General features: G+C 58.9%; 19 protein-coding genes and 1 tRNA gene. 14 read left to right on the top strand and 6 right to left on the bottom strand.

The genetic code is table 11. The features are described from left to right. Positions 1–91: 91 nt before the first annotated feature. A complete protein-coding gene (locus AB4N48_RS09630) occupies positions 92–349 on the top strand; it encodes a DUF6555 family protein (RefSeq protein WP_041480147.1) in 258 nt (85 codons plus the stop codon). Further along, a complete protein-coding gene (locus AB4N48_RS09625) occupies positions 346–597 on the top strand; it encodes a hypothetical protein (RefSeq protein ID WP_460095267.1) in 252 nt (83 codons plus the stop codon). The genes AB4N48_RS09630 and AB4N48_RS09625 overlap by 4 nt, the downstream gene beginning before the upstream one ends. Positions 598–609: 12 nt before the next feature. On the opposite strand, the gene AB4N48_RS09620 is transcribed toward AB4N48_RS09625, so the two are convergent. After that, positions 610–1,023, bottom strand: coding sequence for a cupin domain-containing protein (locus AB4N48_RS09620; RefSeq protein WP_460095266.1), 414 nt, complete (start codon positions 1,021–1,023; stop codon positions 610–612). 215 nt (positions 1,024–1,238) lie between these two features. Here AB4N48_RS09620 and AB4N48_RS09615 point away from each other — a divergent pair, with 215 nt between their 5' ends. Further along, positions 1,239–1,619, top strand: coding sequence for a RidA family protein (locus AB4N48_RS09615; protein ID WP_024013136.1), 381 nt, complete (start codon positions 1,239–1,241; stop codon positions 1,617–1,619). A gap of 165 nt (positions 1,620–1,784) precedes the next feature. Here the strand turns inward: AB4N48_RS09615 and AB4N48_RS09610 are convergent, their stop codons facing one another. Continuing rightward, a complete protein-coding gene (locus AB4N48_RS09610) occupies positions 1,785–2,261 on the bottom strand; it encodes a hypothetical protein (protein WP_460095265.1) in 477 nt (158 codons plus the stop codon). A gap of 224 nt (positions 2,262–2,485) precedes the next feature. On the opposite strand from AB4N48_RS09610, the gene AB4N48_RS09605 reads away from it, so the two are divergent. Further along, the gene (locus tag AB4N48_RS09605; RefSeq protein ID WP_150740958.1) at positions 2,486–4,474 is read left to right on the top strand and encodes a peptidase U32 family protein; all 1,989 of its coding nucleotides are present in this window, start codon (positions 2,486–2,488) and stop codon (positions 4,472–4,474) included. Positions 4,475–4,587: 113 nt separating this feature from the next. Here the strand turns inward: AB4N48_RS09605 and AB4N48_RS09600 are convergent. Next, positions 4,588–4,662: transfer RNA gene (locus AB4N48_RS09600), tRNA-Gln, on the bottom strand. 307 nt (positions 4,663–4,969) lie between these two features. On the opposite strand from AB4N48_RS09600, the gene AB4N48_RS09595 reads away from it, so the two are divergent. Further along, entirely contained in the window at positions 4,970–6,004 is a 1,035-nt protein-coding gene (locus AB4N48_RS09595) for an alpha/beta fold hydrolase (RefSeq protein WP_056789584.1), read from the top strand. A gap of 219 nt (positions 6,005–6,223) precedes the next feature. Here AB4N48_RS09595 and AB4N48_RS09590 read toward each other — a convergent pair whose 3' ends face one another. The 3 genes from AB4N48_RS09590 to AB4N48_RS09580 all read right to left on the bottom strand — a co-directional run bounded on the left by AB4N48_RS09590 (position 6,224) and on the right by AB4N48_RS09580 (position 9,522). Beyond that, entirely contained in the window at positions 6,224–7,234 is a 1,011-nt protein-coding gene (locus tag AB4N48_RS09590) for a GlxA family transcriptional regulator (protein WP_353957141.1), read from the bottom strand. A 115-nt stretch (positions 7,235–7,349) separates the two neighbouring features. Continuing rightward, on the bottom strand, positions 7,350–8,510 hold the full coding sequence (locus AB4N48_RS09585) for a radical SAM protein (RefSeq protein ID WP_056789581.1): 1,161 nt from the start codon (positions 8,508–8,510) through the stop codon (positions 7,350–7,352). A 118-nt stretch (positions 8,511–8,628) separates the two neighbouring features. Continuing rightward, the gene (locus AB4N48_RS09580; RefSeq protein WP_056789579.1) at positions 8,629–9,522 is read right to left on the bottom strand and encodes a LysR family transcriptional regulator; all 894 of its coding nucleotides are present in this window, start codon (positions 9,520–9,522) and stop codon (positions 8,629–8,631) included. Positions 9,523–9,635: 113 nt separating this feature from the next. Between AB4N48_RS09580 and AB4N48_RS09575 the strand changes: the two genes are divergently transcribed. From AB4N48_RS09575 to AB4N48_RS09535, 9 genes are all read left to right on the top strand, one after another. Next, the gene (locus AB4N48_RS09575) at positions 9,636–10,034 is read left to right on the top strand and encodes a RidA family protein (protein WP_041480136.1); all 399 of its coding nucleotides are present in this window, start codon (positions 9,636–9,638) and stop codon (positions 10,032–10,034) included. Positions 10,035–10,191: 157 nt separating this feature from the next. Further along, a complete protein-coding gene (locus tag AB4N48_RS09570; RefSeq protein ID WP_041480134.1) occupies positions 10,192–11,055 on the top strand; it encodes a putative selenate ABC transporter substrate-binding protein in 864 nt (287 codons plus the stop codon). Then, positions 11,052–11,849: a phosphonate ABC transporter ATP-binding protein gene (locus AB4N48_RS09565; protein WP_256810032.1), complete on the top strand. Its 798-nt coding sequence runs from the start codon at positions 11,052–11,054 to the stop codon at positions 11,847–11,849. The genes AB4N48_RS09570 and AB4N48_RS09565 overlap by 4 nt, the downstream gene beginning before the upstream one ends. After that, the gene (locus tag AB4N48_RS09560; protein WP_150635119.1) at positions 11,843–12,670 is read left to right on the top strand and encodes a PhnE/PtxC family ABC transporter permease; all 828 of its coding nucleotides are present in this window, start codon (positions 11,843–11,845) and stop codon (positions 12,668–12,670) included. Before AB4N48_RS09565 ends, AB4N48_RS09560 begins: the two co-directional genes overlap by 7 nt. Further along, the gene (gene phnE / locus AB4N48_RS09555) at positions 12,667–13,434 is read left to right on the top strand and encodes a phosphonate ABC transporter, permease protein PhnE (RefSeq protein WP_460095262.1); all 768 of its coding nucleotides are present in this window, start codon (positions 12,667–12,669) and stop codon (positions 13,432–13,434) included. The genes AB4N48_RS09560 and phnE overlap by 4 nt, the downstream gene beginning before the upstream one ends. A 178-nt stretch (positions 13,435–13,612) precedes the next feature. Next, entirely contained in the window at positions 13,613–15,292 is a 1,680-nt protein-coding gene (locus AB4N48_RS09550; protein WP_460095260.1) for an MFS transporter, read from the top strand. Positions 15,293–15,399: 107 nt separating this feature from the next. Further along, positions 15,400–15,618 carry a hypothetical protein gene (locus AB4N48_RS09545; RefSeq protein ID WP_460095258.1) on the top strand — a complete coding sequence of 73 codons (219 nt, stop codon included), beginning with the start codon at positions 15,400–15,402 and terminating at the stop codon, positions 15,616–15,618. 141 nt (positions 15,619–15,759) lie between these two features. Beyond that, on the top strand, positions 15,760–19,710 hold the full coding sequence (locus AB4N48_RS09540; protein ID WP_460095256.1) for an Ig-like domain-containing protein: 3,951 nt from the start codon (positions 15,760–15,762) through the stop codon (positions 19,708–19,710). A gap of 215 nt (positions 19,711–19,925) precedes the next feature. Continuing rightward, positions 19,926–23,924: an RCC1 domain-containing protein gene (locus tag AB4N48_RS09535; protein ID WP_460143634.1), complete on the top strand. Its 3,999-nt coding sequence runs from the start codon at positions 19,926–19,928 to the stop codon at positions 23,922–23,924. The last annotated feature ends 33 nt before the right edge of the window (positions 23,925–23,957 follow it).

Raw genomic sequence — 23,957 nt, 5'->3', positions numbered from 1 at the left:
CGGCGTATGCCGGTCATCCAAGCCAACAGAATTTTCTCTGAATTATTCATTTCGCCAGACATCCGTCTTCTTAACAGCCGGGAGGAAATGTATGAGCGCAGTGGACTTGTACGTGATCGAGTACCTGTTACATGGAAAGCCCAGGTCATTCGTCATTCGCACAAAAAACATGAACAACGCCGAAGCGTGGCAGTGGGCAAGTTGCGACGCAGGAATCGCGCCCATCCCCCGCCCCGGTAGGCCTCCGTTGAAACGTTTTTCCAAACCAATGGCGGAACGCTTCGGCGTAACCGAGGTGCAATGGCGCGAGTCGGTGCCTCTGGTGTGGGAGGAGGATCACGCAAAATGAATGAGCACACGTTGAAATTCGGTTTCGGCCGATCCTGGGATGACGAGATGGCAGAAAACGCCGCGATGTTCCGCGAGGCCGATCTGCTCGAAGAAGCGGCTTACAGGATCATCGAGAACGACACGGACAATCCTGAAGCCTGGGCCCGTTTCAGCGAAGCCAAGGCTCTGGCCGACGCCAAACGAACGGCGGCCTATCAGGACTGGATGCGCATCAAGCGCGCGATGAGCAAGCCGCGCTCGAAATAGCGGACTGGCGCCTCATGGCTTGAGGATCAGCAGCGGTTCGCCTTTCGGGACGACGTAAGTGGCCAGTTCGACGCCTTTCTCGTTGCCGACGTTTTTGGCCACATGCGCAACGCCCGCCGGAATGAACAACGAGTCACCGGCCTTGAGTATCACTGGCGCCCGCCCTTCAAGCTGATACTCGAACGTGCCGCTGATGACATAGGCGACTTCCACGCCGGGATGCGCATGCCGAGGTGAGGTGACGCCAGCGTCGAAATCGATACGCGCCTGAATCACTTCGCGATTGTCAGCGCCGAGATCCTGGCGAACCAGATCAGTACGGCTCAGACCTTTCTGCCAGCTCGTTGCCGACGCATCCGCCGCATGGGCGAAGCCGGTCAGGGAGGCGAAGACAACGGCAGAAGCCAGAAACAGTGGACGGTACATGGTGGTGCCCTCTTGAACGTAGTGTTGGTGTGAGGGCTACTTTGGGCTTGGCATGTAAGGCGGATGTGTCTCGAAAGCGCAGTTTGGTGTTGCCGTGTGTATCGGCTGAGCGGTGATACACGCTTATACAAACGTGTCGCGGTCCCCGTCCGGGCCATGGTGGGAAAGAATCTGTAAACTGCCGCAATCTTCATTCACTCAAACAAGAGATGCCCATGGCCAATCAAGACATCATCTTCACGCCTGATCCGGACACCGATTCGATTTCTTCCGACGTCGCCACCTTTGGCGGGATCATGGTCTCGACGCAAATCCCGACCCGCGCCGATGGCAGCCTGGAACTCGGCGGCATCACCGAGCAAAGCGAGTGCACGCTGCAGGCGCTGAAAGTCGCCTTGGAACGTGCTGGCAGTTCGATGGACCGGGTGCTGCACCTGACCATTTACCTCACCGACATGGGCGATCGCGGGGCTTTCAATGAAGTGTACAAACGCTATTTCGCCAAGCCTTGGCCAGTGCGGGCAGCGGTGGGCGTCGCCTCGCTGGCGGTTGAAGGGATGCGTGTGGAAGTGACGGCGATGGCGGCCAAGGGCTGATTTGCGGAAATACTGCGTAGGCTGCCGCCACGATTCCGGGGTGCGACACACGCAGTGAAATACTCAAGGGCGCGCGCCAAACACAGCAGCCACCAGGATGGGGCCGTTTGGCAAGCGCTGGCTCGCCCGTTGAGCGAATTGGCGTCAACGGTCTATCCACAAAACTTAAAGTGGACCGCTAGCTACAACAAACAGTTTACCTTCTGATACCCGGTATGTTTGCCCGCGGTGCTCGATTTCAAAATTGAATGTTGCCGTAATCGAATCGATGCCTTCTTCGTGTTTGCGAGCAAACTCTATTGTTCCTGTTTTCGCATATAAGATTTCATGCGACATAGTCATCAATCCCGCGACAGGGCTTCCGAACCCGCCAATTTCATGCGTACCGTCCGTAAGGGAGCGATCTATCACAAATGAAATGATCTCACCCACCTCGTCCGTAAAATATTGACCAATAACGCTAAACGTCTCTTTTGTGCCGAAATAAAGATGCCGAGTAGCGGAGAATATTGGCTTGCCTATGCCCGGATGATCGGGTGACACGACCGCTTTGTAATACACTTCGGCCGTCTTGCGAGGACGCGGTTTAAACGACGCGAAATCCGAGATACCAATCGTCGCGAAGGCGTTATTACCTTTCATGATATTAATCTCCAATGTCTTGCGTGATATAGGCCAGAGCGACTTTCCCGCTCCCACCTGATGTTCACGCTTTGGACGCGGGCGGACAACTGACAGTCTTTACAGTTATGCATTGCCTCGTATTGTGCTAGGTCCTTCGTACCTGATATCGGCACGCTGATGCCGCCCAAGTGTTTCACAGGTACAATGCGCCCCTTGCCCGTGACCGCCTGACTAAAAAAACTATGTCCTTGCCCAAGCATCACCTGGAATTGCTCAGCCCTGCCCGCGATGTCGCCATTGCCCGCGAGGCCATCCTGCATGGCGCTGACGCCGTGTACATCGGCGGCCCGAGCTTCGGCGCACGCCACAACGCCTGCAACGAAGTCAGCGAAATCGCCGAACTGGTCGAGTTCGCCCGCCGTTACCACGCACGCATCTTCACCACCATCAACACCATCCTGCACGACAACGAGCTGGAGCCGGCGCGCAAGCTGATCCATCAGTTGTACGACGCCGGCGTCGATGCGCTGATCGTTCAGGATCTGGGCGTAATGGAGCTGGACATTCCGCCGATCGAGCTGCACGCCTCGACCCAGACCGACATCCGCACCCTCGAGCGAGCGAAGTTCCTCGATCAGGCCGGTTTCTCCCAGTTGGTACTGGCCCGAGAACTGAACCTGCAAGAAATCCGCGCCATCGCCGATGAAACCGACGCGGCCATCGAATTCTTCATCCACGGCGCGCTGTGCGTGGCCTTCTCCGGCCAGTGCAATATTTCCCACGCGCAGACCGGCCGCAGCGCCAACCGGGGCGACTGCTCCCAGGCTTGCCGCTTGCCGTACACCTTGAAAGACGAAAAGGGTGGCGTGATCGCTTACGAAAAGCACCTGCTGTCGATGAAAGACAACAACCAGAGCGCCAACATCCGCGCGCTGGTCGAAGCAGGCGTGCGTTCGTTCAAGATCGAAGGTCGCTACAAGGACATGGGCTATGTGAAGAACATCACCGCCTATTACCGCCAGCGTCTGGACGACGTGCTCGAAGACCGCCCTGACCTGGCCCGCGCCTCCAGCGGCCGGACGGTGCATTTCTTCCTGCCCGACCCGGAAAAGACCTTCCACCGTGGCAGCACCGATTACTTCGTGACCGATCGCAAGATCGACATCGGCGCCTTCGATTCGCCAACCTTCACCGGGCTGCCGGTCGGCACGGTGGAAAAAGTCGGCAAGCGTGACATGCAGGTTGTCACTCACGAGCCGCTGTCCAACGGCGACGGCCTGAACGTGCTGGTCAAGCGCGAAGTGGTCGGTTTCCGCGCCAACATCGCCGAGGCCAAAGGCGAGTTCGAAGAAGACGGCGAGAAGCGCTACCGCTACCGCGTCGAGCCGAACGAAATGCCCGAGGGCCTGTTCAAGCTGCGTCCGAGCCACCCGCTCAATCGCAACCTCGATCACAACTGGCAGCAGGCGTTGCAGAAAACTTCTTCGGAACGTCGCGTGGCCCTGAGCTGGTTCGCTCGTCTGCGTGAAGAACAGCTGGAAGTGACCGCGACCAGCGAAGAAGGCATCAGCGCCAGCGTCACCCTCAACGGGCCGTTCGGCGTTGCCAACAAGCCGGAGCAGGCGCTGGAGCAACTGCGCGACCTGCTTGGTCAGCTCGGCACCACGCAGTACCACGCCACCGACGTCAAGCTGGATGCGCCGCAAGCGTTCTTCATTCCCAACTCGCAGCTCAAGTCGCTGCGTCGCGAAGTGATCGAAGCGCTGACTGCGGCGCGTGTCGCCGCGCATCCGCGTGGCAGCCGCAAGGCCGAAACCACGCCGCCGCCGGTGTACCCGGATTCGCACCTGACCTTCCTCGCCAACGTCTACAATCAGAAGGCCCGCGACTTCTACCACCGTCACGGCGTCAAGCTGATCGACGCGGCGTACGAAGCTCACGAAGAGCCAGGCGAGGTGCCGGTGATGATCACCAAGCACTGCCTGCGTTTCTCCTTCAACCTGTGCCCGAAACAGGCCAAAGGCGTGACCGGCGTGCGCACCAAGGTCGCGCCGATGCAGTTGATCCACGGCGATGAAGTGCTGACGTTGAAGTTCGATTGCAAGCCGTGCGAGATGCACATCATCGGCAAGATGAAAGGCCACATTCTGAACCTGCCGCAGCCGGGCAGCGTGGTCGGCCACATCAGCCCTGAAGACCTGATGAAAACCATCCCGCGCGCACCGCACTGAGTGACCGGCGTGCGCGGTGCTTCGGCATCGCGCACGCATGCCTGGCTCGAGCGCGGTAAATCGCAGGCATAAAAAAACGCCAACTTCTTGCGAAGTTGGCGTTTTTTCGTAGATGGCAGGGGCGGCTGGATTCGAACCAACGCATGGCAGGATCAAAACCTGCTGCCTTACCGCTTGGCGACGCCCCTGTAGCTCTGATCAGCGGCTCCGTTAGGATCGCTGTGAGAACGGGCCGCAATTTAACAACATTCATTTCATTTGGGAAGCCCGAAATAAAATTTTTTTTGTTTTAAAACAGCGACTTATTATTTTCGCGCGAAAACTCACCGTTTCATCGCCATGTATCACACTGTGTACGCGCCCCGCTGCTACACAACCCAATGCAAAAACGCTCTCTGGCGACACAGAGCAGATACCTCGCCACGCTTCAATGCACCCAGGGTTTCAAGGGTTCATCCAGCCCCTTGGCCACAGGCTCGCAAAGGAGACGTCAGCATGAAACAGGCTCTGCACACCTCTAAAATCACCGCCGCGCTCGGCTTGTCAGTCCTGGCGCTGTCACTGTTCGGCGCCGTCGGCAGCGCTCAGGCGCAAACCACAGAACCGGCCGCCGTCAGCTATTCCGCGCCCTCGCCCTTCGGCCCGCTGAAGCACATCAAGGCTGGCTTGCTCGACGTGGCCTACGCCGAAACCGGCCCCGCTGATGGCCCAGTGGTGATTCTGCTGCACGGCTGGCCCTACGACATTCACAGCTACGACGATGTCGCACCACTGCTGGCGGCCAAGGGTTATCGCGTGTTGATGCCGTATGCGCGGGGTTATGGCGACACGCAGTTCCTGTCCAAAAACACCCTGCGCAACGGCCAACCGGCGGCGCTGGCCAGCGACGTGATCGACTTCATGGATGCGCTGAAGATCAAGCAAGCAGTGCTGGGCGGCTACGACTGGGGCGCGCGTTCGGCGGACATCGTCGCAGCATTGTGGCCGGAGCGCGTCAAGGCGTTGGTGGCGGTCAGCGGCTACCTGATCGGCAACCAGGCCGCCGGGCAAAACCCGCTGCCGCCGAAAGCCGAATTGCAGTGGTGGTACCAGTTCTACTTCGCCACCGAACGCGGCCGTGCCGGCTATGAAAAAAACACCCACGACTTCGCCAAACTGATCTGGCAGCTGGCTTCGCCACAGTGGAAGTTCGACGACGCCACTTTCGACCGCAGCGCACAAGCGTTGCAGAACCCCGATCACGTCGAAATCACCGTGTTCAACTACCGCTGGCGGCTGGGCCTGGTGCAGGGCGAGGCGAAATATGCCGCGCTGGAAGAAAAATTGGCTACTGCGCCTTCGATCAGCGTGCCGACGATTACCCTGGAAGGCGACGCCAATGGTGCGCCACATCCCAAGCCTGAGGACTATGCCAAGCGTTTTACCGGGAAATATCAGTTCCGGTTGATTGAGGGTGGGGTTGGGCACAATTTGCCCCAGGAAAGCCCGGCGGCGTTTGCGCAAGCTGTAATCGATGCTGATCGTCTCTGACAGACCCGCCCTCAATACCCCTCACCCTAGCCATCTCCGGAGGGAGAGGGAACTGATTGGGGGATATTCGAGATTTACGCCGACCTGAAAGCGCTGTATTGAATCCAAAGTCGACGTCCATCTTTCAGGTCGATGTACAGCGCAAGATACCTCGGTCGGCTCCCTCTCCCCTCTGGGAGAGGGCTGGGGTGAGGGTTTTTGGGGATTGCACCGGTCGATCTATTTAACCAGCCGTTTTTCCTTCGAAGGCCGATAACCAAAGTACGAGCTATAGCACTTGCTGAAATGGCTCGGCGAGACAAAACCACACGCCACCAGCACTTCCACCTGCGACAGCTCGGTATGTTGCAGCAGGCGCCGTGCTTCGGTGATGCGCAGTTCCAAATAGTAGCGCTGCGGCGTGGTGCCCAGTTGCTCCTTGAACAAGCGCTCGAGCTGGCGCCGCGAGCGGCCGGCGTAGACCGCCAATTGTTCCAGCTCCAACGGTTCTTCGAGGTTGGCGTCCATCAGCTTGATCACTTCCCGCAACGGCGCGCTGACGCAGATGTTTTCATCCGGTTTGATCCGCCGGTAGCGCGATTCCTCAAACGCCAGAATGTCCTCGACACCCTCGACCAGCGCCTTGCCGTGCAGGCTTTTGATCCAGTCCAGCGCCATGTGGAAAGCCCCCGATGGGCTCGACGCGGTGAGACGGTCGCGGTCGATCACATAAGGCTCGCTGCTGACGTGCGTAGCCTTGGCAATTTCCGTCAACGCGGGGCGATGTTCCGGGTGAATCGCGCAACGGTAGCCGTCGAGCAACCCGGCACGCCCGAGAAACCACGAACCGTTCCACAACCCGGCCAGACTGACGCCCCGCTCCGCCGCCATTTTGAGCAAGTGCACAAACCCATCGCTCGCTCGCAGTTCAGTGCGATAACCGCCGCAGACCACCAGCAGATCCAATTCCTCGAGCGCTGCTGAGTCCAGACGCGCATCGGGGCGGATCACCAGCCCCAGGTCGCTGATGACCTCGCCCTCACCCAGCCCGAAGGTGCGCGAGGTAAACAGCCCCGGGCGCAACAGATTGGTAGTCACCACGGCGTCCAGCGTCTGCGTAAAGGCCGGTAGCGAAAAGTGTTCGAGCAGCAGAAAACCGGTGCGCGTCAACTGCGCGTTATCGCTTTGCTCATTCAGATAGCGGAGGTTTTTCCCCTTCATGCCTCCGCTGAATTGGCGTCGTTCGGTCAAGTTTCAATCCATCGGTCACATTGTTGTGCGCCGATAGTTGGCCGGAACCGGTAAAGAGTCAATCACGTCATCAGGCCACACCTTCAAACAACCCATGGCCGTCGCCCCGGGTATCTCAAACGATCGTATTCAACCCCGCCCCGAGCCGACCTTCGAGGCGCCCAAACAGGACGTAGTGTTGATAGCCACTGGAGAAGGCGCCTGTGGCGATTGCAGTCTTTACGTCGGCATTGAGGCGCAAATATTGCTCCTCATCGAAGTGCTCGGCGCTGACTTCACCTGTACGGCCCAGACGTTCGCTATCGATCGGCTGTTCGAGAATCGTGCGTCGTTGAAAGTCGATGATGCGATTGACCGCATGACTTTCCAGCGGCCCCTTGTTGGGCGATGCGGAGTAGATGTGCAGACCGTTCTTCGCGCAGCGGTTGCACAAGTCCACGCAGTTCTTTTGCGTGGATTTGCGACTCATCAATTCCTGTACCGGCATGTCCAGATACTTGCCGACGCTGTATTCCGCCTGATTGAAAATCGTGCAGCACAGCACGGTATTGCCATTGCAATCGAGTACCAGCCAATCATCTTTCAGGGTGCACGCCTGTTTGGGGTATTGCTTGACCAGATTGACCAGGTCTGCATACGGTGGCAACGCCAGGCGCTTGAGGGTTTCCCGGTCCGTGTCGGTGACCGAGGCATCGTCTTCGACGATAGCGAAGGTTTTTTCCAGCGGCATCATCACCGAGTAGCCGGTGGAGAAATTGAAACCCAGGCGCTCGCTGAACTGGCGCATCAGCCCCTCTTCTTCGAGGTTATCCAGATAGCGATGGTAATAGACCTCGATAAGCGTATTCAGGCCGTGACGCTGCTTGAGGTCATGCAGCTTGATCATGTTCTGCTTGACCACTTCGATGTCGCCGCCGACATGCCCTTGGCGGTAGGTATCCTGGTGGAACCCGGACAGGGAGACACGGAAGAACCAGGGATTGGCGAGCATCGCGCTTTCAATGTTCTTGGCCAGGTTAAGGTTGGAGCTGATGCCGCTTTGCAAGCCAGCTGCGTTGATGATTTCGACGAACTCACCAATGCGCGGGTGAATCAACGGCTCGGTCCAGTTGTACAAGAAGATCGCCTTGACCCCTTCACGACGTGCCTTATCGACAATCTGCGTGAACATATCGAGCTGCATGGCTTTCTTGAAATTGGCATTTTCCGAATTACCCATCGGGCATGACGGGCAGCTCAGATTGCAGGCGCCGACGATATCGATGTACATATTCATTACGCGCATAGCTCCTTGGGTCGAACGTGCGCCTCTCATCACGAGCACGTTCGGGTCGCCGGGTTGGTTGTTTTTCTGACGACCTGCCTTCACGTAAAGCAATAAGCGCACCAGAGCCCTACGCCATTAACGCCACAATCCAGTCGATAAATACCCGCAATTTCAAGCTGACATGCCGGTTCGGCGGATACGCGACGTAAAGCGGCATGCTTTCCAGGCGCCAGCCCTCAAACAACGGCACGAGCTCGCCGCGCGCGACATGCGCATCGGCCATATACGTCGGCAACCACAACACCCCCATGCCCGCCAGTCCCGCCGCTAGATAGGCATTGCCGTCATCTACCGCAAGCACATGCCGGCCCTTGATCTGCAAGCGCTCGGTGCCGTTGTGCAACGTGTACGGAAGAGGTTTACCAGTGCGAGCCCAAAGAAACGCGACCACCCGATGATGGGAGTCTTCCAGTTCGCGTGGATGGTCGGGCGTACCTTCGCGAGCCAGATAAGCCGGCGCGGCAAATACCCCCAATGGTAGATCGGCGAGCTTGCGCGCCATCAGCGATTGATCGAGCAATTCGCCGCCGCGCACCACGCAATCGACGTTCTCATCGATGATGTCGACGATGCGGTCGCTGACGCCCATGTCGATCTGGATGTCCGGGTAGCGCGCATGAAACTCCGGCAACGCCGGCACCAGAATGTGCCGCGCGAACGGGCTCGGCACGTCGATGCGCAAGCGCCCCCGTGGCCGTGCGGCGGCACCGGGCAGGCTGGTTTCGGCGTCGTCCATGTCGGCCAGCAACTTGATCACCCGCTCGTAATACGCCGCACCATCGGCGGTGACGTTGACCTTGCGCGTAGTGCGATTGAGCAGCTTGACCCGCAGCCGCGCCTCCAGCTGCTGCACCAGTTGCGTCACCGTGGTCTTGCTCATGTGCAGGGTTTCGGCAGCTTTGGTGAAACTGCCCGCCTCGACCACCCGGGCAAAGGCCTGCATCGCATCGAACCGGTCCATCCGCGCCCCTCGATTGTTTGGAATTTGCAAACAGTGAACGCCAAGCTTGCGCGTTTATCCAGCAGCTGCAAACACCTAAAGTCACCCCATCAACCACTGATGGAGTCAGCCCCATGTCCAAGCGCGATGTAGTATTCCCACCCGCCCGCCACGCCCTGTATGAGCGTCACCGTTACTCGCCGGCGATTCGCTCCAACGGGTTTCTGTTTGTCTCCGGACAAGTCGGCAGCCGTGAGGATGGCTCGCCCGAGGCGGATCTGCGCGATCAGGTGCGCACCGCCTTCCACAACCTCAACGCGATTCTCGCTGCGGCCGGTTGCAGCTTCGATGATGCGGTGGATGTCACCGTGTTCATGGTCGATCCGCACTCGACGTTCGAAACGATCTGGACTGTGGTGCCGGAGTTTTGGGGCGAAGCGCCGTTTCCGACCATCACCGCTGTCGGCGTGACCTGGCTGGCGGGTTTCGATTTCGAGATCAAGGTGATTGCCAAATTGCCCGAGGCGGCTTGACCGCAACCGTACACAAACAGACACACCGCGCCGGCACGGAGGCTGGCCAATCTCCTCGCGAATGCGTATAACCTCGCCGTTTCGTCTACCCTGACGTGGCGCGCCGCTCGGTAGCGGCTGCCCTTCGAATGTTGACGCTTACGAAACGGAGAATTCTATGTTCAAGCGTACCCTCGCCCTCACCGCCGGTCTGGCCCTGTCCTTTTCTGCCCTGATGACGCAAGCCGCTGATGTCCTGCGCGTCAGCGCGATTCCCGACGAAGCGCCGACCGAGCTGCTGCGCAAGTTCGAACCGCTGGGTGCCTATCTTGAGCAGCAGTTGGGCATGAAGGTGCAGTTTGTCCCCGTCGCCGACTACCCGGCCGTGGTTGAAGCGCTGGCCACCGATCGCCTCGACATGGCCTGGCTCGGCGGTTTCACTTTTGTGCAGGCTCGTTTGAAGACCGATGCCACTACACCAGTGATCCCGCTGGTGCAGCGCGAACAGGATGCGCAGTTCACCAGCAAATTCATCACCGCCGACCCGAACGTGAAAAGCCTCGCCGATCTGAAGGGCAAAACCTTCGCCTTCGGTTCGGTGTCGTCCACCTCGGGCAGCCTGATGCCGCGTTACTTCATGCTGAAAAACGACGGCATCAAGCCTGAAGGCTATTTCAGCCGTGTCGCCTACTCCGGCGCGCATGACGCCACCGTTGCCTGGGTGCAGGCCGGCAAGGTCGACGCTGGTGTGTTGAACGCCAGCGTCTGGCAGAAACTGGTCGACGCCGGCAAGGTCGACACCAACAAGGTCAAAGTCTTCGCCACCACCCCGACCTACTTCGATTACAACTGGACCGTGCGCGGCACTCTTGATCCGAAGCTGGCCGCGAAGATCAAGCAAGCCTTCCTCGACCTCGACCCGGCCAATCCTGAGCAGAAGAAGATCCTCGATCTGCAGGCCGCCAGTCGCTTCATCGAGACCAAGCCCGAGAACTACAAGGGCATCGAGGAAGCCGCCCGCGCCGCCGAACTGCTGAAATGACCCTACGCCTCACCCAGGGCAGCCTGCGCCACGCCAATGGCGTCGATGCCCTTCGTAACATCGACGTGCAGATTGGCGCTGGCGAACAGGTCGCGATCATCGGCCCGTCCGGCGCTGGCAAGTCGAGCCTGCTCAATCTGCTGGCCACCGCGCTCAAGCCCAGCAGTGGCGACATCGAAGTGCTTGGCGAACGCGCCTGGCATTTGTCGGCTCGCCAGCGTCAGCGCCTGCGTGCGCGCATCGGTCTGGTGCATCAAGCGCCGCCGATTCCGCCGCGTCAGCGGGTGATCACAGCGGTGCTGGCCGGCAAGCTCGGTCAGTGGAGTCTGGGCAAAAGTCTGCTGAACCTGCTGCATCCGCTGGATGTGGCGGGCGCTCGCGCGGCGTTGGCGCGGCTGGATCTGGGCGACAAACTCTTCGCCCATTGCCAGCAGTTGTCCGGCGGGCAGTTGCAGCGCGTCGGCATTGCGCGGGTGCTGTATCAGGCGCCGGAAATATTGCTCGCCGACGAACCTGTCTCGGCCATGGACCCGGTGCTTGCCGGCCATACGCTGTCGATCCTTTCGCGCCATGCCCGCGAGCACAACGTCACGCTGGTGGCGAGCCTGCACGCGGTGGATCTGGCGCTGGAACACTTTCCACGGATCATCGGTTTGCGCGACGGGCAGATTCTTTTCGATTGCCCTTCTGCTGAAGTCAGCCGCGACAAACTCGATGCGCTGTACGCCAATGAACAACTGCAATCGCCTGCACCAGCGGTCGCGCCTTTGATTGTGCAGATTCCGCGATGCTGAAGGCCGATTCACGGGACCCTGCGGCGTGGCCGCGATTGTTGCTGACATTGCTGGCGCTGGCCCTGCTGTGGCCGGGCATTCAGCTCAGCGAACTGGACTTGGGCGTGTTGTTTCAGGCCGATAGCCAGAACGAAATGGGCCGTTTTGTTTCGGCATTCTGGCCGCCGGCGCACGATCAGGCGTTCCTGCAACTGCTGCTCAAAGCCACCCTGCAAACCCTGGCGATTGCCACAGCGGGAATGGCCCTGGCGTTGCTGCTGGCAGTGCCGGCGAGCCTGATCGCGAGCCGCGCGCTGTCGCTCTCGGCGGCGTCCCGGGGCGGCGTGCCGAGCCTGCCCGGGCGTTTGCTGCGCTGGCCGGTGCGTGGCTTGCTGATCTTTCTGCGCAGCGTGCCGGAGATCGTCTGGGCACTGTTGTTTGTGCGCGCGGTCGGCCTCGGCCCGGCGGCTGGCGTGTTGGCCATCGCCATCACCTACAGCGGCATGCTCGGCAAGGTCTACGCAGAAATTTTCGAATCCACCGACCAGCGCCCGGCGCACGCATTGTTGCAGGCCGGCAGCGGTCGACTGGCGGCGTTTGCCTACGGCACGCTGCCGAATGTCGCCGCCGAACTTCTCTCGTACACGGTGTATCGCTGGGAGTGCGCGATCCGTGCCTCAGTGGTGATGGGCTTTGTTGGTGCCGGTGGGCTGGGGCAACAGATCGACCTGTCGATCCGCATGTTTGCCGGCGGTGAAGTCGCCAGCATGTTGCTGACGTTCCTGCTGCTGGTGCTGTGCGCTGATCAACTCAGCCGCTTGCTGCGCTGGAGGCTGGCATGAGGCGCCTGATCAACCTGCTGCTGATCGTCGTGATCGCATTTGCGGTGTTCGCTTCCTTTGCTTATCTGGAACTGGATCTCGCCGAACTCGGCAGCGCCAATAGCCTCAAGCAGATGGGCAGTTACGTGCAGCGCTTTCTAAGTCCCGACTTGAGCGCCGGTTACCTGAAAGCCATTGCCCACGGTTCGCTGGAAACACTGGCCATGTCCGCGTTGGGCACCCTGCTTGCGGCACTGTTCGGCATCGTTCTCGCGCTGCCCGCTGCCGGGCGTTTCGGCTGGCCGCTGCAAAGTGCGGCGCGCCTGCTGCTCAACGGCTTGCGGGCGATTCCAGAGCTGGTTTGGGCGGCGCTGATGGTGCTTGCCGCCGGTCTCGGACCGAACGCCGGCACCCTCGCCCTTGCCCTGCACACCACTGGGGTGCTCGGTCGGCTATTTGCCGAAGCATTGGAAAACACTCCGCCACAACCGGCCGAGGCGATCCGTCTGCAGGGCGGCAATCCGATCCTCGCGTTCTGCTACGGCACCCTGCCTAACCTCGCCCCGCAACTGCTCGCCTACTGCCTGTATCGCTGGGAAAACAACATCCGCATGGCCAGCGTGCTGGGCTTTGTCGGTGCTGGCGGCCTGGGCCAGATGCTGTATGTCAGCTTGAGTCTGTTCCAGGAAGCCCAGGCCAGTACGGTGATTCTGGCGATGCTGTTGCTGGTGTTTCTGGTCGATTGGTTGAGCGCCTGGAGCCGGCAGCGTTGGGTCAACGCGTAGGCCAAGTGGATATTCGCCAAAAGCTGATTATGCTTCAGGAAACCTTGCAGCCCTGCGAGGCGGTCAGACTGTGCAAGCTTCACGCTAGAGCAACGGCGGCAGATGCCAACGGGCCAGAGTGCGACAGGCAGTAACGGGGGACTCCGGCCTACAACAATAAGCACGACGGAGAACACCCATGGCCACAATCGACACAGCATCCACCGGCACACCGCCCCGCAGCGGCGGTATCACCAAGGAGGAGCGCAAGGTCATCTTCGCTTCCTCGCTGGGCACGGTTTTCGAGTGGTACGACTTTTACCTCTACGGCTCACTGGCGGCGATCATCGCCAAGCACTTCTTCGCCGGCGTCAACGAAACCACTGCGTTCATCTTTGCCCTGCTGGCCTTCGCCGCCGGGTTCGCGGTGCGGCCGTTCGGCGCCATCGTCTTCGGGCGCCTGGGTGACATGATCGGGCGCAAACACACGTTTCTGATCACCATCGTGATCATGGGCGTGTCCACAGCAATCGTCGGTTTGCTGCCCGGCTACGCCACCATCGGCGTCGCTGCCCCGGTGATTCTGATCACCCTGCGCTTGCTGCAAGGCCTGGCGCTGGGTGGTGAATACGGCGGCGCGGCGACCTACGTAGCGGAGCACGCACCACGCAATCGCCGTGGCTTTTTCACTTCGTGGATTCAAACCACCGCCACCCTCGGTCTGTTCATGTCGCTGCTGGTGATTCTCGCCTGTCGCACGGCGCTGGGTAACGAGGCGTTCGAGGCTTGGGGCTGGCGGATTCCGTTTCTGCTGTCGATCATTCTGCTGGCCGTGTCGGTGTACATCCGCCTGCAACTGAGCGAGTCGCCGGTATTCCAGAAAATGAAGGACGAAGGCAAGGCCTCGAAAGCGCCGCTGACTGAATCCTTTGCACGCTGGGACAACCTCAAAGTGGTGATCATGTCGCTGCTGGGCGGCACGGCCGGGCAAGCAGTGGTCTGGTACACCGGGCAGTTCTATGCGCTGTTCTTCCTGTTGCAAACATTGAAGATCGACGCGCAAACCGCCAACCTGCTGATCGCCGGATCGCTACTGATCGGCACACCGTTCTTCGTGATTTTCGGCAGCCTGTCCGATCGCATCGGGCGCAAACCGATCATCATGGCCGGGTGCATTCTGGCTGCTTTGACCTACTTTCCGATCTTTACTGCGCTGACCCAGTACGGCAACCCGGACGTGTTCGTCGCTCAGGAAAAAAATCCGGTCAAAGTGATCGCCGTTCCTGATCAGTGTTCGTTCCAGTTCGATCCGGTGGGCAAGGCCAGATTCACCAGCTCCTGTGACCTGGCGAAAACCTTGCTGGCGAAACGCGCGATCCCGTACGAGAACGTCGCCGCCGAACCGAACACCGTCGCGCAGGTGCGCATCGGTGATCGCGTCATCGAGAGTTTCGAAGGCAGCGCCCTCGCCGCCGCCGACTTCAAGGCCCGCAACGACGCCTTCACCGCCAACCTCGGCGCGGCGTTGAAAGACGCCGGTTACCCGGAAAAAGCCGATCCGGCGAAAATCAACTACCCGATGATGCTGCTCCTGCTCACCGTGCTGGTGATCTACGTGACCATGGTTTATGGCCCGATCGCCGCGTGGCTGGTCGAACTGTTCCCGACGCGCATCCGCTACACCTCGATGTCGCTGCCCTACCACATCGGCAACGGCTGGTTCGGCGGCTTCCTGCCGACCGTGGCGTTCGCCATGGTCGCCGCCACCGGTGACATCTACTACGGGCTCTGGTACCCGATCGTGATTGCAGTGGCGACGGCGATACTCGGCACCTTCTTCCTCCCGGAAACCAAGGATCGCGACATTCTCAAGGACTGAAACAACCGCTGTGCCCTCTCCTGCGGGAGAGGGCACTGGCGCTGAAAAATTTCGAACGTCTGCCGCCGCGCTGTCTCCAATGTGTACACCCACAGGAGGCCAGCGCCATGAACCCCAACGACGACAAAACCCCCAACGCACCACCCACCGATGCCAGCGACAAACCGGTGAACGTGGTCGAGCGCGATCTGCAGGACCGCGACAACAACACCGAGGGCGTAGACAAAGTCATCACGCCGTCTTCCACTCGAGTTAAAGAGCAGGAAGCTGAAGAGCTGCAGCGCAAAGTCGATGAGATCGAGCGCAAGGTCGCCGACGGTAATTAGTGGACGCTCGATAGACAGACTTGCCTGAACCTGACCGTCCATCTGAAACACGCCTACCCCTGTCAGATCTGACAGTAGTCGATGAGAAATGAAGGGACTAGAAAGTAGTCACCCGTTTCTCATCCTCAGGCGGTATCACCCATGACGTCTTTCAGGCTTTTTCTGTTTCCTCCCCGCGAAGATTTTCCCTGCGCGCCACTAGAAATATCGCCCATCTACTTCGCTGGCATGACTCATCCGGTCGATGATGCTGACTACGGTATAAACCTTGGCACATTTGAAGAATACGAGGCAGGAATATTCAGCCTTATCGACCCCTACCCGGGCATGGGGTACGACGATGAAATACTGATTTTCTGGAACAAAAAAGTCATTCACGAACTGAAAGTCAAAGCCGAAGAAGTCAACAAGCGAGTGTTCTTCTTTCTCCCGACGGCTGAAATCGCCCCCGGTTACTCCGAGTGTTATTACCAGGTCACTCGGCAAGGAGAACCGCTGCCTGACGATCCATCCGTCGCGTTGAAGCTGTTAGTCAAGTTGAATGCACCCGCCGGCGAGGATGAGGAGCAGCATCTTCCCTGGCACTCACACCTTGACCTGGTCAAGTTGCCACTGGATGTCATCCAAAATGGTGTCAGCAAGGAATGGGCGGACACCGGCGTCCCAATGACCATCGACCAGTATCGGGACATCACGGTGCGCGATGTCATCTGGGTGCGTTGGGGCAGTATTCTTCTGGCGCCACACGTGGTGACCCAGGCCGAGGCCGACGGCATCCAGGATATTGTCATCACCGCATTACCCGCCGACATCCTGAGCGCTGGCGATAGCAGCTCGTTGCCGATCAGGTACGAAGTCCATGACGAGGTCTGGAACTGGTGCGAGAAATGGTCGAAGGAGACCAAGGTTCCGGTGGATGCCGGTGCAGCTCACCTCGACCCGGCCTTTTTCGAAGATGCCGATAATGGCGAACTTCATCTCGATCGACTGGACCATCAGGCGACCAACCTGCTGATCCGGCTCGAAATCAATAAGGAGTTCGCCACGGGCGACACCATCGTGATCAATGTTGCAGGTGTCGGGATCACCGGAACAGCGTCTCGCACACTGAAAGATGAAATCACCGTCGGCAATCTGCCCTACATTCTCGAGTTCCCGATCCCTTTCGCATTCGCCAGTCTCTTCGCCAGCGGGACGCTCGATGGCTCTTACACCTTACACAAGAAAGACGGCAGTGCTGTGCTCCATTCCAAGCGCACTTTCGTCAAAGTGATCGGCGACCCGTCGCTGTTGCCAGCGCCGATTATTGAAGAGGTTATCGGTGCCATTTTGCCTGGAGACAGCAAAACAGCGACCGTGAGGATTGCCTACCCGAGCCTTAAAACCGGTGACTCGATCAACATGATCTGGGAAGGCACAAAATCAGATGGCAGCTCCTATTGCCATGAGGAACCGTATGACGTCAGCAGCAACGATCAACAGACGGGGTTTATCTTCATCTACGTGATGCACGAGCACATCCTCGCGTTGATCAACGGCAGCCTCAAACTCTATTACCGGGTGTACAACGACGATCCTGGCGATTATGGACTCAGCAAGTCTGACTTTCTGCGGGTCGAGGTCCGTGAACTTCCCGCCACCCTTCCCGCGCCGGATGTGGAAGAGGCCAAAGAGGGCGTGATCGACCCGACGCAGGTCTATACGCAGGCACACGTGCTGGTCAAACCGGTTGACTGGGCCAAGGGCGATATTCTGACGTATCACTGGACTGGTTTCTCAGCTTTCAGCTCAACCAAAGGCAGCATCCCCATCACTGTTTTGTCGATCGACAAGACCGCGCGTTTTCGGGTGGATGCCCAATACGTCTCGGCCAATATCGGCTATACCGTCACTGTTCGTTATGTCCTGCTGCATGTGGCGACTGGGAAGTACAGCTATTCGGCGCCCTTCGAGGTAATGGTTGGCATCCCCGTAGGATTTTTGCCTGCGCCTACCGTGTTACAAGCACCCAACGGTTCGTTGAACCCGATGGATGCGCTCGACGGTGTCGATATCGAATGCAGTTACCTCAGCATGGACGAAGCACTCGATACCCTGGCGCTGAAATGGCGGGGGACACCAGGGGCAGGTACATCGGAGGATCTCGAACAACCTGCCGAATCTTCGGGCATCGTCACTTTTCACCTGGACGCCTCGTTTGTGGGTGCCAACATTCGGCGCTCGGTTGACGTCAGCTATGACGTACAGCGCTATGGCTTTTGGACACCTTCCGAAGCGTTGCCACTGAACATCCTTGAGTTCCAGGATCCGGAAAATGATCTGCCCACCCCGCAAGTGCCTCTGGCAGAAAAGGCGGTTCTGGACTTGATGGAGTTTTCCGGCGATGCGAGGGTTCTGGTGAACGTATGGCCATTTATTGCCAGGGGCCAGCGCACCTGGGTCTATGTCGAGGGCGAAACCAGCACTGGCAGCTACCGGGTCGACGTATTGAAGGATCATCCAATCAGTGACCGGCAAGTGGCTGAAGGCCTCGACGAACCCTTGCTCAGAAGCGAGCTTTTGAAATTACGGCACAGCTCTCCCGCCGTGGTGAAATGCAAAGTGATTTTCGACAACAGCACGGAAGAGACCGCTGCAATCGAGTTCCCTGCTTTGCCATTGACGATCCGCACACGCTATGACTACGTGACCCCGATGATCACCAAAATCCTCAACCCGCAAGGCCAGGAAATCCCCGAAGCCGGGTTGACCTACGACAAACGTGTGACGATCCAGGGTACGGCGACGCGGGGTGAAAAGGTCGAGATCAAGGTCAATGGTGTTCTCAAAGGCACGCCGCAAGCCACAGATCTGTGGGCATGGGAATCCCCCGCAGACGGCCTCGTCGAAGGCTTGCAAACCGTTACGGTGAAAGCCTTGTACGACGCCGATGTACCGCACGGCAATCCACGCACATTTACCATCGGTATCGCCACGAAACCCAGTATCACCGCAGTCAGCGATTCCAGAGGATCGGTTGCGCACAACGGCATGACTTACGACAGGGAAGTTAATGTTGCCGTATTGGCAGACCCCGACCAGCGTGTTCAGCTTTATGACGAAGACACTCCCATCGGTCCCCCTATCACTCTGGATGGAGCGGGCAAAGGCTCGACAAAACTGTCAATGCTGGCCCTGACATCCTATGCCATCAAGGCTCGAGCCCTGTATGGGGAACAACTGCAATCTCCCGCCCACAGCTTTACGGTCAAACCTCACGAGGCCGTGACGCTGACGTCGGTGAGGCACTCGGGAGGCGAGTTGAGTAATGGAGGGTCTACGGTCGATACGTCGGTTGTTCTGATGGGCAGGGTCACGCCTTTGTATCAAGTGCAGATTCATGATTTGGGTGCAGCCACAAATATCATCGTGTCCGCCGATGCCAACGGAACGTGGACGACCCCCTTTGCAATCACCCTTGGCGAACATTCGGTGTACGCCAGAGCATTGAGTACCGAGCAGATCTCCATACCGCGGACATTTCGCAGAATCTCACCGATGAACTTCGACACTAGCCCGGTCACGTTACCTGGCAAGACTTACATTTGTGCGGGCTACCCTAATGCGCTCCCGAACTGGAATTCAGGGAACTCATTCACCCGACGCGCCACAGGAGGCACAGGAACAATTACTTACAGCTCCAGCAACCCGGCGATCGCCGCTGTCGATGGCAACGGTTTCGTCACCGCTCGTGGCAGAGGCACCGCCACCATCACGGCCAGGGACACGGCACAGCAAGCCAGGAGTTATTCAGTTTCAGTGACTGGCGTGATTTATTGTGTGGGGCTTGGAGGGGGCACCTGGAATAACATCGTGAATGCAGCCAATGGGCAGGGAGCCCGTATACCCAGCTATGACGAGCTGTACGAGATTCACTTTGCCTACAGCGGGCGTTGGCCGATGGGTGATCACCATTACTGGTCAAACACTCCCACGAATGCCTGGTGGCCGAAACCGGCAAACCGGACGGTGTATCTAGTTAGAGGCTCGAACGCTTCGGCAATCACCAATCCTTTTTTCGGCCACAGTTCATTAGGCGTCGGCCTCAAGTGATTACGCCGCTTTGGATAAGCGGACTTGAGGCAACTGCCCAGGTGACGATGGTCGGAATCGAATATGTGATCAGCTCTGGCTGGCTCAGCAGACTTTCAGGATTTACTACCTTTCGTCCGATTATCGTGCGCACCTGTCAGATCTGACAGGTGCGCTTTTTCCGAATCTACCTCCTAATCACTCCTTCGTTTCCGCTCGAGGCAGGAGTGCCCATCATGCTCATCCAACCGCGCAAAGAACTCTCTGTATTGTCCCTGCTCGACCCGGAAATCCCCGGCGGCCGGCTGCTGGATGACGGCACGTGGGGAATCAACCTCGCCGCCGCACAACTCAACTACCCGGACCAGGGGCTGAAGATCCAGATTCCTGCCTGGAACAACATGAGCAAGAGCGATAACTGCAAGTTGTTTCTGAATACCACCATGGTCGCGCAAAAGACCATCACCGAAGACGTCGACCTTTACAAGCATGTCACCCTGTTCGTCGCGCCCGAGCGCTTGCTCAGCGGCGACTGGGAGCTGTCCTACCAGATCACACGGTTCGGTCAGAAGCCCGAGCAGGGACCGACGGTCAGGCTCTTCGTCAAACTCGAACTGCCCGCCGGTCAGGACACAAACCCCGACTACGGTCACTCCGAACTGACCATGGCGTTCGATCCGCCGGATGTCGTCCGCGAAGGTGTCGACAAGGATACCGCCGAGGCAGGCGTGCAGGTGTTCGCCAAACCCAAACCCGGCGATGGCGCTCTCTACAAGAATGCCGCGGTCGGTGACGTGCTCATCCTCGCTTGGGCGGGGAAAACCGTCGAGTCCGAGCCCGTCACTCAGGAACAGCTCGACGATCCGGAGGATAGTCCCATCGTTGTTCTGGCGGACAAGGCCACCATCCTCTCGGCCGGAGACTCCGACGGCGTGTCGGTCAGCTACAAGATCCGCGACCGCGTGTACAACGAGTCGGAAGACTGGTGCGAGGCCGTTCATATCGTCGTCGACACCCAGGGCTTGCGGCTGGGCGCGCCCATCCTCAAACAGGCCGACGGTCTCGTCCTGGATCTGGAGCTGCTGGGGGACGAACTGCCGCTGGTCGAGGTCTGGGCGGAGGATGCGGACATCTTCAAAAAGAACGACGACATCTACCTCAGCGTCACCGGCACCACCGACGAAGGTAAAGAGATCAGCGAACTGGTGATCCAGCCTATTGAAACCGCGCCGCCGGTGCGGGTCTCGATCGCGCACGACAACAGCACCCTGCGCGCCTTGGCCAAACGCACGGTGGTGTACGCCTATCATGTACGCCGCGACGGCGTCGTGGTCGACAACTCCACATCCAAGTCCCGCGCCTACAGCGTGATCGGCGAACCGACACGCCTGGCCGCGCCCATCGCGATCGACCAGATCAGTGGCGCGCTCGACCCCGACGCGCCCGAATACCGGATCCGCATCCTCTACGATCTACTGATCACACCGGACAATGCCATCGAACTCAAATGGTTCGGCACCCGGTCCGACCTCACAACTTACGACCCGCAAATGGAATGGTATTTCCCCAGCGAAGACGAAGCCAATGATCCCGAGGGATTCATCGTCACCGTCGCCGGCGAACACGGCAAAACCCTCAAGGGTGGCACACTGGATCTGTCGTATACCCTGCTGAGCGACGAAAACGGCACCATCACCCGTCGCGCGTCGCTGCACGCTTCGCGGCTTAGCGTCGGCGAAGTGCAGCGAGAACTGGTCAAACCCATCGTGCTGGGTGAACAGGACGGTGTCCTGGAGCCCAAGGACCTGCCCGGCGGCTTGGGCAAAGTCACCGCCCCGCGGCCAGTGGCCAATCCAACCCAGGACAAGGACATCGTGACTTTCTTCTGGAAAGTTCAGGGCGAGGCAGCTGTCACTGACTCTAAAACGCTTAACGTGCTGTCCAAGGACAAGGACGTCGTGTTCACGCTCAACGCAGAGTTTGTTGCCAAGCACATCGAAGCCCATCGCGGTAAGACCGTGGAGGTTGACTACGAAATCTTCCGGGCCGCCAGCAATACAACCAGCTATTCCAATGTATTGGCGTTCACGGTGGGCGAGGTCGCGTCGATCAAATTGCCCGGCGCCGAAATCGATGAAGCAGATGCAGGATTGTTGAATCCTGACGATGTACTTGATGGTGCAACGGTTATTATCGCCGCCTCCGCACAGTTGAAGGATGGCGACGAAATCAACGTTAGCGTAGAGGGTACAGCCACCTACCCCCATCCAACGCATACCGTGACGCCTGAAGAAGCCGATAAAGAATTTTCGTCCATCAAAGTACCTCACAGCGTGATCAATGCCGAAGAAGGCAGCAGCATCGCGCTGAGCTACACCGTCAAACGCAAAGCCGGAGGAACGGACGGCCCAGCGGAGCCGACGCTTTATGAAGTATGCAGACCCATCGTTCCGATCAACTTGCCCGTTGCCGAGATCGACGAGGCGAACGGCGATCAGTTGAACCCTGATGACGTAACAGACGGTGCGACGATCATTATTGCCGCCTCTGCACAGTTGAAGGATGGCGACGAAGTCAGGGTTACCGTGGAGGGCCAAACCACCTATCCCCATCCACCCTATACGGTGAAGCCTGAGGAAGCCGATGAAGAACTGTCTTCAATCAAATTACCTCACATCGTGATCAACGCCGAAGAAGGCGGGAGCATCGCGCTGAGCTACACCGTCAAACGCAAGGCCGCAGGAACGGACGGTCCATCGACACCCGCTGTGTACGAGGTGCGCAAAGTGATCGCACCCGGCAAGCTACGAGTCATGGGCGCTCGCTACAATCGGAGTACATACTGGGCCGCCAGTACGAGCAGGTTACTGATGGCATTCGATGCAACTACCGGAAAACCGCTTCAGGCCGAGTGGAAATACGCCACACAAAGCGAATGGACGAAGGGAAGTAACTGGTTTGATACCGCCCCACAGGCCCACCTTCAAGTCCGCACGGCGGACGATCAAGTCACACTCAGCGCAGCGAACATCTTCGGCTCCGGGAGCGACACGACCATCACAGGTCAAGCAGCGTTTGTCGCGTTGCGCGATAAGCACGACATGACTGGTTGGGGCCATGGACCCAATGGTGGTGTCATTCCTCCTACCATCATCACCATGAACGACATTGTTGAAGTAAGTGCCACGCGTAGCACCTTCGCGGCCCGGCGCACCAATGACACCACGATAGCCTGGAGTACCACTGCCGGTGAGGGCAGCGACATGGGCGCAGTCAGTCCAGTCGGATTCGTGCGGATTGTCGGTAATATCGCTGCCTTCGCCGGAATAAGAGCCGATGGGACCGTGGATGCCTGGGGCGCAGCTGGCAACGGCGGCGTGCCCACTGCTGAAATCAAAGCCGTGACCGATGCTGTCGACGTCATTCCTGCTGGGCAAGCCTTCGCTGTGAGGCTCGCAACGGGACACGTAAAGGCCTGGGGATTGCCGGCTGATGTCGGAACCGTACCTGCGCCAATAGCTTCACTCGACGATATCGAAGACGTTATCGGCAATCCCTATGCCTTCGCAGCGTACAGGGCCAATGGAACACTTGTCGCATGGGGCAACGCGACCTATGGAGGCAACGTACCTGACCCTATCGCCGCCATGACGGACATCAAAAGGCTTGCCTGTGCCAATAGGTACAGTTTTGTCGCCCTGCGCCAAACCAATCAGGTCGTCGCATGGGGACCGGTGGCTCAGGGGGGAACCGTTCCCCAACTGATCTCGACACTGACAGATATCCTTTGCGTCGTTGCCACCTGGAACTCGTTCGCGGCGCTGCGCGAAAATGGTCATGTCGTTGCTTGGCCGGAAACCAGCGCCGATGGCAAAGTGCCCGATGCCATTGCTGCCCGGGATGATGTTGTCCAGGTGGCAGGGACATCGCACGCCTTTGCCGTACTGTTCAGAGATGGAACGGTGGCAGCCTGGGGCAATGCCACCGTAGGTGGAGACACGACACCGGTAGCGGATCAATTGACCGACGTCCGCGCGATCTACACCAATACTCACGGGTTTACCGCGCTCACCGCTGACGGTCGGGTTGTAACTTGGGGTCAACCTACGGGAGGGGGCAACAGTAGCACCGTGCAGGATCGGCTCAAGGGTATGGTGTCGTACCTCGCTACCCCGGCTTCTCGGGGTCTTGCGCTGCAAGCCGGTCGTTTGAATAAAACAACTGCATCAGTTTGAAACCGAACGCTCATAAAAAAGGCGGCCAACCGG

This window comes from Pseudomonas sp. S2_C11, from assembly GCF_054668395.1.
Note: the sequence above shows the minus strand (reverse complement) of the source record. Positions and strands in the feature narration are given on the sequence as shown.

What these genes read in the sequence shown, in the direction of transcription:
- AB4N48_RS09630 (WP_041480147.1), top strand. Translation starts at nt 92, where the DNA reads ATGAGCGCAGTGGACTTGTACGTGATCGAGTACCTGTTACATGGAAAG.
- AB4N48_RS09625 (WP_460095267.1), top strand. Translation starts at nt 346, where the DNA reads ATGAATGAGCACACGTTGAAATTCGGTTTCGGCCGATCCTGGGATGAC.
- AB4N48_RS09620 (WP_460095266.1), bottom strand. Translation starts at nt 1,023, where the DNA reads ATGTACCGTCCACTGTTTCTGGCTTCTGCCGTTGTCTTCGCCTCCCTG.
- AB4N48_RS09615 (WP_024013136.1), top strand. Translation starts at nt 1,239, where the DNA reads ATGGCCAATCAAGACATCATCTTCACGCCTGATCCGGACACCGATTCG.
- AB4N48_RS09610 (WP_460095265.1), bottom strand. Translation starts at nt 2,261, where the DNA reads ATGAAAGGTAATAACGCCTTCGCGACGATTGGTATCTCGGATTTCGCG.
- AB4N48_RS09605 (WP_150740958.1), top strand. Translation starts at nt 2,486, where the DNA reads ATGTCCTTGCCCAAGCATCACCTGGAATTGCTCAGCCCTGCCCGCGAT.
- AB4N48_RS09595 (WP_056789584.1), top strand. Translation starts at nt 4,970, where the DNA reads ATGAAACAGGCTCTGCACACCTCTAAAATCACCGCCGCGCTCGGCTTG.
- AB4N48_RS09585 (WP_056789581.1), bottom strand. Translation starts at nt 8,510, where the DNA reads ATGAATATGTACATCGATATCGTCGGCGCCTGCAATCTGAGCTGCCCG.
- AB4N48_RS09580 (WP_056789579.1), bottom strand. Translation starts at nt 9,522, where the DNA reads ATGGACCGGTTCGATGCGATGCAGGCCTTTGCCCGGGTGGTCGAGGCG.
- AB4N48_RS09575 (WP_041480136.1), top strand. Translation starts at nt 9,636, where the DNA reads ATGTCCAAGCGCGATGTAGTATTCCCACCCGCCCGCCACGCCCTGTAT.
- AB4N48_RS09570 (WP_041480134.1), top strand. Translation starts at nt 10,192, where the DNA reads ATGTTCAAGCGTACCCTCGCCCTCACCGCCGGTCTGGCCCTGTCCTTT.
- AB4N48_RS09565 (WP_256810032.1), top strand. Translation starts at nt 11,052, where the DNA reads ATGACCCTACGCCTCACCCAGGGCAGCCTGCGCCACGCCAATGGCGTC.
- AB4N48_RS09560 (WP_150635119.1), top strand. Translation starts at nt 11,843, where the DNA reads ATGCTGAAGGCCGATTCACGGGACCCTGCGGCGTGGCCGCGATTGTTG.
- phnE (WP_460095262.1), top strand. Translation starts at nt 12,667, where the DNA reads ATGAGGCGCCTGATCAACCTGCTGCTGATCGTCGTGATCGCATTTGCG.
- AB4N48_RS09550 (WP_460095260.1), top strand. Translation starts at nt 13,613, where the DNA reads ATGGCCACAATCGACACAGCATCCACCGGCACACCGCCCCGCAGCGGC.
- AB4N48_RS09545 (WP_460095258.1), top strand. Translation starts at nt 15,400, where the DNA reads ATGAACCCCAACGACGACAAAACCCCCAACGCACCACCCACCGATGCC.
- AB4N48_RS09540 (WP_460095256.1), top strand. Translation starts at nt 15,760, where the DNA reads ATGACGTCTTTCAGGCTTTTTCTGTTTCCTCCCCGCGAAGATTTTCCC.
- AB4N48_RS09535 (WP_460143634.1), top strand. Translation starts at nt 19,926, where the DNA reads ATGCTCATCCAACCGCGCAAAGAACTCTCTGTATTGTCCCTGCTCGAC.